The organism is Mesorhizobium sp. M7A.F.Ca.CA.002.05.1.1 (assembly GCF_003998335.1).
Lineage (GTDB): Bacteria > Pseudomonadota > Alphaproteobacteria > Rhizobiales > Rhizobiaceae > Mesorhizobium.
Window position 1 is genome coordinate 1 of record NZ_RZQI01000315.1, and the last position, 6,177, is coordinate 6,177.

The following is a 6,177-nucleotide window of genomic DNA, read 5'->3' on the forward strand; positions in this document are numbered from 1 at the left end:
GCATCTGCCGCTTTCGGGCGAGGGCGCTGCCCACTTCGGCGGTCGCTGGAATCCAATTGGCGCTTCAACGATCTATGCGGCGCGCGAATTGTCCACCGCCTGGGCGGAGTACAATCAGGGCTTTGTCCAGCATCCGGCGTTAATTGCCCAACTTGAGCTCTCGGGCGCGCGCTTGGCCGATCTGACCGATGCCGCAATGCTGAGCGAATTGGCCATGACGGCGGGCATTCACCAATGCGAATGGCGAGACATGCTGGATCAGGGCCTTGTGCCCGAGACCCACAAGCTGCGGGATCGCCTGCTTGCCGATGGGGTGAACGGCGTGATCTATCCGTCCTTCATGTCGCCCGGCGGCACCTGCGTTGCGCTCTGGCGCTGGAACGAGGATGGCGCGCCGCGCCTGGAGGTCGTCGACCCCGACCGTCGTCTGCCGAAATCGCCGGCATCCTGGCTTTAGGGCAACTCAGATGGGCGAGTAAGCTCGTCGACTGTTCTTATCAAACCCTGGTGCCGCCCACCGTCATCTGGTTCATGCGCAGATGCGGCTGGCCGACGCCGACGGGCACGCCCTGTCCGGCCTTGCCGCACATGCCGATGCCGGTGTCGAGCTTCATGTCGTTGCCGATCATCGAGACGCGGTGCATGGCGTCCGGACCGTTGCCGATCAGCATCGCGCCCTTGATCGGCTGCGTCACCTTGCCGTTCTCGATCATGTAGGCCTCGGTGCAGCCGAACACGAATTTGCCCGATGTGATGTCGACCTGGCCGCCGCCGAACGAGACGGCATAGATGCCGTTCTTGACCGAGGCGATGATTTCGTCCGGCTCCATGTCGCCCGCCGTCATATAGGTGTTGGTCATGCGCGGCATCGGCTGGTGGGCATAGCCTTCGCGGCGGCCGTTGCCGGTCGCCTTCATGCCCATCAGCCGGGCATTCTGGCGATCCTGCATGTAGCCGACCAGCTTGCCATCCTCGATCAGCACATTGCGGGCCGAAGGTGTGCCTTCATCGTCGACGGTCAGCGAGCCGCGCCGTTCGGGCATGGTGCCGTCGTCGACGACGGTGACCCCTTTGGCGGCGACCTGCTGGCCGAGCAGGCCGGCGAAGGCCGAGGTCTTCTTGCGGTTGAAATCGCCTTCCAGCCCATGGCCGACGGCCTCGTGCAGCATGACGCCCGGCCAGCCGCTAGACAAGACGATGTCGAAAGTGCCGGCCGGGGCCGGTATGGCCTCGAGATTGACCAGAGCTTGCCTGAGCGCCTCCTTGGCGGCGTGCTTCCAGCTGTCCTCGACCAGGAATTCGCCAAACGCCTTGCGGCCACCCATGCCGTAGGAGCCGCTCTCCTGGCGGTCGCCATCGCCGACCACGACGGAGACGTTGATGCGGACCAGCGGGCGGATATCGCACACCATTTGGCCATCGGCGCGCACGATCTCGACATGCTGCCAGGATGCGGCGAGCGATGCCGAAACCTGCCGCACGCGCGGATCCTCGGCGCGCAGCCAGGCGTCGATTTCCTGCAAGAGCTTTGCCTTGGCCTCGAAGGAGGGCGAGGGGATCGGGTTCTCTTCGCCATAGAGATGGCGGTTGGTGCGGGCCGGTGCGGCGGCAAGCGTGCCGGAATAACCGCCCTTGACGGTTGAAACGGCATCGGCCGCGCGCAGCAGCGACGCTTCGGAGAGGTCGCTGGAATGCGCATAGCCGCTGGCTTCGCCGGCAACCGCACGCAGGCCAAACCCCTGGTCGGTGTTGAAGTTGGCGGTCTTCAGGCGGCCATTGTCGAACATCAGCGCTTCGCTCTCGCTGTATTCGAGGAACAGTTCGCCGTCATCGGCGCCGTTGATGGTATCGGCGACGATCCGCTTGATGCGATCGTCTGAAATGTCGAATTGGCCGATCAGGCTGTTCATGGCGCATCCGTTCACAGGAGGAATGGGTCTTTGCCACGATGTAGGCGCGAAGGCACGCCGAGACAATCGCTCTGCCGCATTGTAACGACAAAAGCGGTTTGCCAGCAGCCCGTCGAAGTCACTTCTGGTTGAAGCCGGTGATGTCGCCGGGCTTTCAGGGGAGGGCGGCGAAGCCGTCGGCAAAGCCCTTGAGGTCGACCGGGATGCCGATACCTTCTTCCGGGGTCTGGAAAACGATGAAGGTGGCCGACGTGCCGGTCTTCAGCGTGTCGAGAAGCGGCTTTTCGAGGATCACCTCGGCATAGCAGCCGTCCTGGAAGCAGCGCACGAAATAGGCGCGGCCGATATCCTTGCCGTCGACATTGAGGCCGAGCCCGTTGGGCAAAAGCACGCCGAGCGGCGCCAGCACGCGCAGGATCTCCGCCTTGTTGTCGGCGGTGCGCAGCACCACGACCGACAGTCCCATCTCCGGACGGTCCTCGGCGACGACGTTCTGCATCATCACGCATTGTTCCGAGGTGGCACCGGCCGGCGTGTCGCAGATGATCGACCATGCGCCATGTGTCGAGCGCACGGTGCCGCTCGGCTGCGCGGCGTTCGCCGTGCCGGACACGATCGCGGACAAGCCGATGCCAGACAGGGCGGCGAAAAAGATGACCTTCGCCCAGTTTCTCGAAAACCGAGAGTTTCTCGAAAGCCAGTAATTCATGACGGCTCCATTGCGAATCACGGCACTTTAAGCCGCGCCAAAGCCAAGTAAAGGACGAGACCGCACCAGGTCTGCCCCGAAAAAGCCAATTGGGCGCTTTTCCCTGCCAATTTCGCCCGAATTGCGACGTTCGGCACCTGCGGCCCGCGGGAATGCTGCTGCGGGCTCACTGTAGGCGATTCGGTGCTGCCGCGGCTGCCTCCAAAGGCATATCCGGGCTTGCGCGCAAAAATGCCGCACGGTTTCGTCCGCTCCTTTCTTGCGGAGGGAAAAAGAGTATGGTTTGAACCAGCTTGAAACTGTCGGGATTCCCGTCCCGGCATTGTTCGTTATTCTCGTGGGTACCGCAGCGAGGAACTGGGAGACGATGAGGGCGATGAGAAATTTCCTGGCAAACGCCAAGGTTCCAGCAAGTGCCAAGTTTCTAAGTGCTTGTGCCGCTGTCACGTTTTTCGCCGGCGCATCCGCCCATGCCGACCAGCCCAAGAACTGGGAGACAACCTTCCAGGCGCCGGCGACCGACATGATGCGGCAGATCGAGTGGTTCGGGAACTACACGATGTGGTTCATCGTTCCGATCACCATCCTGGTGCTGCTTCTCCTCGCTTATTGCATCGTCAGATTCCGTGCGAGCGCGAACCCGGTTCCGTCCAAGACCAGCCACAATACGCTGATCGAGGTGATCTGGACTGTCGGTCCGGTCGTCATCCTGCTTTGCCTGGCAATTCCCTCGTTCCAGCTGCTGACCGCGCAATACACGCCGCCGGAAGAAGCGAAGCTGACCGTCAAGGCGACCGGTAACCAGTGGAACTGGGACTACGAGTACCAGACCGAAAACACGCTCTCCTTCAATTCCGCGATCCTTCAGGACACCGACCGCGCCGCCGCCGGCAAGGAGGACCGCAAGGTTTATCCGCGCCTGCTCGCGGTCGACAATGAACTGGTGGTGCCGGTCAACACCATGACCCGCGTGCTCGTCACCGCGACCGACGTGATCCACTCCTTTGCCATGCCGTCGTTCGGCATCAAGATCGATGCCATTCCGGGCCGCACCAACGAGACCTGGTTCAAGGCGGAGAAGGAAGGTATTTTTTACGGCCAGTGCTCGCAGCTCTGCGGCAAGGACCATGCCTTCATGCCGATCGCCATCCGCGTCGTCTCCGATGCGCAGTTCAAGACCTGGCTGGCGGCAGCCAAGACCGATCTGCCCGGCGCCAACAAGACGCTGATGGCCGAGGTCGACGGCCAGAACAAGGTAGCGTCCGCCGGCAACTGATGCCGCGGGTTAGCAAGATTTAGGGAACGGAGCGGAACATGGCAGACGCTGCAGCTCACGACGGGCACGACCACAAGCCTTATCACGGCTGGGTCCGCTGGGTTTATTCGACCAACCACAAGGACATCGGCACGCTCTACCTGATCTTCGCGATCATGGCCGGCATCATCGGCGGTGCCTTGTCTGTCGCCATCCGCATGGAGTTGCAGGAGCCTGGCATCCAGATATTCAGCGGCCTGGCGCAGATGGTCTATGGCATGAACGGTGACGCCGCGATCGACGGCGGCAAGAGCATGTACAATGCCTTCGCCACCGCGCACGCCCTGATCATGATCTTCTTCATGGTCATGCCGGCGCTGATCGGCGGTTTCGCCAACTGGATGGTTCCGATCATGATCGGCGCGCCCGACATGGCGTTCCCGCGCATGAACAACATCTCCTTCTGGCTGCTGCCGCCGGCCTTCATCCTGCTGCTCACCTCGATGTTCGTGCCGAGCGCGCCGGGCGCCTTTGGCGTCGGTGGCGGCTGGACGCTCTATCCGCCGCTTTCGACCTCGGGCCAGCCCGGGCCGGCCATGGATCTGGCGATCCTGTCGATCCACATTGCCGGTGCGTCGTCGATCCTCGGCGCCATCAACTTCATCACCACCATCTTCAACATGCGCGCGCCTGGCATGACGCTGCACAAGATGCCGCTGTTTGCCTGGTCGGTGCTGATCACCGCCTTCCTGCTCCTGCTGTCGTTGCCGGTCCTGGCCGGCGGCATCACCATGCTGCTCACCGACCGCAATTTCGGTACCACCTTCTTTGCGCCCGACGGCGGCGGCGACCCGATCCTGTTCCAGCACCTGTTCTGGTTCTTCGGTCACCCTGAAGTGTACATCCTGATCCTGCCGGGCTTCGGCATCATCAGTCACGTCATCTCGACCTTCTCGAGGAAGCCGGTGTTCGGCTATCTCGGTATGGCCTATGCCATGGTGGCGATCGGCGCCGTCGGCTTCATCGTGTGGGCGCACCACATGTACACGACCGGCCTGTCGCTCGACACGCAGCGCTATTTCGTCTTCGCCACCATGGTCATCGCGGTGCCGACAGGCGTGAAGATCTTCTCCTGGATCGCGACGATGTGGGGCGGGTCGATTTCGTTCAAGACGCCGATGCTGTGGGCGCTGGGCTTCATCTTCCTGTTCACCATCGGCGGCGTCACCGGCGTCCAGCTGGCCAATGCCGGCCTCGACCGCTCGTTGCATGACACCTATTTCGTCATTGCCCACTTCCACTACGTGCTGTCACTGGGCGCGGTGTTCGCCATCTTCGCCGGCTGGTACTACTGGTTCCCGAAGATGACCGGCTACATGTATTCGCCCGTCATCGCCAACACCCATTTCTGGGTCACCTTCGTCGGCGTGAACCTGATCTTCTTCCCGCAGCACTTCCTCGGTCTCGCCGGCATGCCGCGCCGCACCATCGACTACCCCGATGCGTTCGCCGGCTGGAATTATGTGTCGTCCATCGGCTCGTATATCTCGGCCATCGGCGTCCTGATCTTCCTCTATGGTGTGTTCGAGGCCTTCCAGAAGAAGCGGATCGCCGGCGCCAACCCATGGGGCGAGGGCGCAACGACGCTCGAATGGCAGCTGCCGTCGCCGCCGCCCTTCCACCAGTGGGAACAGCTGCCGAAAATCAAGTAAGGCGGCTGCCCGCTCGAATACGAAACCGCCGGTCCGCCGGCGGTTTTGGCCAACGGATGATGGACTTAAGTACGCATGGCCCTTGTCGACGACCCATTGATTGACGAAGCGGGCTTTCGCATGTCGGAAGCGACGGCGGGCGATTTCTTCGCGCTGCTGAAGCCGCGCGTCATGTCGCTGGTGGTGTTCACCGCCTTTGTCGGCCTGGTCGCCGCACCCGTGACCATCAACCCTCTGCTGGCGGTGATCGCCATCCTGGCTATTGCAATAGGTGCTGGTGCCTCCGGCGCGCTCAACATGTGGTACGATGCCGACATCGATGCCGTGATGACCAGGACCGCCAACCGCCCAGTCCCCGCCGGTCGCATCCAGCCGCACGAAGCCCTGACCTTTGGGCTGGTGCTGTCGGTGCTGTCTGTGATGACGCTCGGCGTGCTGGTCAACTGGCTGGCGGCGACGCTGCTCGCCTTCACCATCTTTTTCTACGCCGTCGTCTACACGATGTGGCTGAAGCGCTGGACGCCGCAGAACATCGTCATCGGCGGGGCCGCCGGTGCCATTCCGCCCGTGATCGGCTGGGCCGCGGTGACC

General features: G+C 62.6%; 6 protein-coding genes. 4 read left to right on the forward strand and 2 right to left on the reverse strand.

Translation table 11 applies throughout. The features are described 5' to 3' along the window. Positions 1-457, forward strand: a 457-nt coding sequence (locus EN939_RS17175) for an RES family NAD+ phosphorylase (RefSeq protein WP_127268978.1), incomplete at its 5' end; no start/stop codon positions are given. 40 nt (positions 458-497) lie between these two features. On the opposite strand, the gene tldD is transcribed toward EN939_RS17175, so the two are convergent. After that, positions 498-1,910, reverse strand: coding sequence for a metalloprotease TldD (gene tldD, locus EN939_RS17180; RefSeq protein WP_127268979.1), 1,413 nt, complete (start codon positions 1,908-1,910; stop codon positions 498-500). Between the two features lie 154 nt (positions 1,911-2,064). Beyond that, entirely contained in the window at positions 2,065-2,619 is a 555-nt protein-coding gene (locus EN939_RS17185; RefSeq protein WP_013532781.1) for an invasion associated locus B family protein, read from the reverse strand. A gap of 376 nt (positions 2,620-2,995) precedes the next feature. On the opposite strand from EN939_RS17185, the gene coxB reads away from it, so the two are divergent. The 3 genes from coxB to EN939_RS17200 form a co-directional block, all read left to right on the forward strand. Beyond that, positions 2,996-3,895, forward strand: a complete 900-nt coding sequence (gene coxB, locus EN939_RS17190) for a cytochrome c oxidase subunit II (protein ID WP_127268980.1) — start codon at positions 2,996-2,998, stop codon at positions 3,893-3,895. Between the two features lie 38 nt (positions 3,896-3,933). Continuing rightward, on the forward strand, positions 3,934-5,586 hold the full coding sequence (gene ctaD / locus EN939_RS17195; RefSeq protein WP_023808611.1) for a cytochrome c oxidase subunit I: 1,653 nt from the start codon (positions 3,934-3,936) through the stop codon (positions 5,584-5,586). A 75-nt stretch (positions 5,587-5,661) separates the two neighbouring features. After that, positions 5,662-6,177, forward strand: a 516-nt coding sequence (locus tag EN939_RS17200) for a UbiA family prenyltransferase (RefSeq protein ID WP_164751039.1), incomplete at its 3' end; no start/stop codon positions are given.

Excerpts from the sequence above, each read along its gene's own strand:
- EN939_RS17185 (WP_013532781.1), bottom strand. The coding sequence starts at position 2,619 with ATGAATTACTGGCTTTCGAGAAACTCTCGGTTTTCGAGAAACTGGGCG.
- coxB (WP_127268980.1), top strand. The coding sequence starts at position 2,996 with ATGAGAAATTTCCTGGCAAACGCCAAGGTTCCAGCAAGTGCCAAGTTT.
- ctaD (WP_023808611.1), top strand. The coding sequence starts at position 3,934 with ATGGCAGACGCTGCAGCTCACGACGGGCACGACCACAAGCCTTATCAC.
- tldD (WP_127268979.1), bottom strand. The coding sequence starts at position 1,910 with ATGAACAGCCTGATCGGCCAATTCGACATTTCAGACGATCGCATCAAG.